The sequence below is a fragment of the Deltaproteobacteria bacterium genome, assembly GCA_009929795.1.
GTDB lineage: Bacteria > Desulfobacterota > Desulfovibrionia > Desulfovibrionales > Desulfomicrobiaceae > RZZR01.
In genome coordinates this window covers 1-1,731 of sequence record RZZR01000319.1, presented here as the reverse complement: position 1 = coordinate 1,731, position 1,731 = coordinate 1, and the positions used below count along the sequence as shown (strand labels likewise).

Annotated in this window: 2 protein-coding genes; both read right to left on the bottom strand. The window is 62.5% G+C overall.

Going from position 1 to position 1,731, the window contains the following annotated elements:
* On the bottom strand, positions 1–397 hold a 397-nt coding region (locus tag EOM25_14600), incomplete at its 3' end, for a glycosyl transferase (protein ID NCC26406.1).
* 2 nt (positions 398–399) lie between these two features.
* Positions 400–1,713: a 30S ribosomal protein S12 methylthiotransferase RimO gene (gene rimO / locus EOM25_14595; GenBank protein NCC26405.1), complete on the bottom strand. Its 1,314-nt coding sequence runs from the start codon at positions 1,711–1,713 to the stop codon at positions 400–402.
* Positions 1,714–1,731 lie beyond the last annotated feature (18 nt).

Here is a 1,731-nt window from a genome sequence, read left to right as displayed (position 1 = left end):
GGGCGTAGTCGGCCCGGGACAGGGAGTGCGTGGTGGACGTGATGGGGAAGATGCGACGGCTGAAGCGGTTCCGGACCCGGGCCAGGTCTCCGGGGGCGGTGATGCAGTCCGAGAGATGGAAACAATGGTAGTCCGTGGCGGTGAGCCGGGCAGGCAGGTCGAGCCGGGTCATGACCCTGATGCGCTTATCACGGGCCAGGTCGGGTCGCAGATCGGCCAGTTCGGCACGGAGGCGGTCACGAACCCGGATGTCGGGAAGAAAGAAGTGATATTCGTCAAAGGGGTCGGCTTCCAGCAGGGCCTCGAGAAATTGGGCATTGGCCGTGGTCCTGCCCATAATGGGCCCCGGTTCCAGAAAGGGATCCAAGGTTCCAAAGATTTTGCCTTTCCTTTCCATGATCATCCTTCGCCCGCCAGGGCCACGAGGTCGTAGGTCTGGGCCTCCTCGACCATGGCTTTGATCATGGTTCCGGGCTGGACACCTGGACCGCTGACGTAGACGACCCCATCCACCTCGGGAGCCTGGAACCAGGTTCGACCGACATGGAGGCCAGGCCATTCTCCCTGGATGCGGTCGACAAGGACCTCAATGATTTGGCCTTCAAGGGGGGCCAAAATGGAGGCACTGATTTCGGCCTGGAGGGCCATGATTTCATCGCGACGGCGGTTTTTGGTCCGGGGACCAACCTGGTCAGGAAGTTCGGCAGCCCTGGTTCCCTGTTCCGGCCAGAAGGGGAAGACCCCGACATGATGAAATTTGGTCTCTTCGACGAACCTGAGCAGGTCCTTGAAATGGGACGGCTTTTCCCCGGGATAGCCGGTGATGAGGGTGGTTCGGAGGGCGGCGTCGGGAAAACGGGACCGGATGCGCTCGACCACGGCCCGGGGATCGGTCCGGAAAGGGCGTCCCATGCCTTTCAGGATATCCGGGTGGGAGTGCTGGAAGGGGATGTCGAAGTATGGCAGGAGTGTGGGGCCGCATCCGGCCAGAAAGTCGAGCAGTTCCCGGTCAAGTCCCGAGGGGTAGAGGTACATGAGGCGGATCCATTCCAGTCCCGGCAGGGACTGGAGGCCATCGATGAGGCAAGGCAGGGTGTTGTCGGGGCCGAGGTCCCGTCCGTAGGCAGTCAGGTCCTGGGCCACAAGGACAATCTCCCGGGCTCCCTGGTCGAGAAGCATGCGGGATTCGTTCACAAGGCTCGATACGGTTCGGCTGCGAAGGCGGCCGCGGATGGAGGGAATGGTGCAGAAGGCGCAGGAATTGTCGCAGCCTTCGGCGATCTTCAGGTAGGCCGATCCCAGAGGGGGCTCGAGGAGTCGAGCCGACGGCAAAGGCTGGATTTGGGTCCGGCCCAGGGTCCGGTTCAGGACATGGGGCCAGGAAGCGTAATTCCGAATGGGGAGAAGGATGTCGGCCTCGGCCAGATCGGCCTGAAGTTCCTGCCGGTAGCGGTCCACCAGGCACCCAACCACGGCCAGGACAGGGCGCGGGGAAAGGTCGACGAGGTCCTGGGACAGGTCCATGATGGTGGACAAAGATTCCTCGACGGCCGGCTGGATGAAGGCACAGGTGTTGACCAGAATCAGGTCGGCTTCATGGGGCGAGGGCACCAGTCGGATTGGGCCCAGGGCCCCGAGGAGAAACTCGGTGTCGACCCGGTTCTTGGGGCAACCAAGGCTGATGACATGGACGGCAAGAGGATTGTCTATCATGTCGGGGCTGTACAGGGG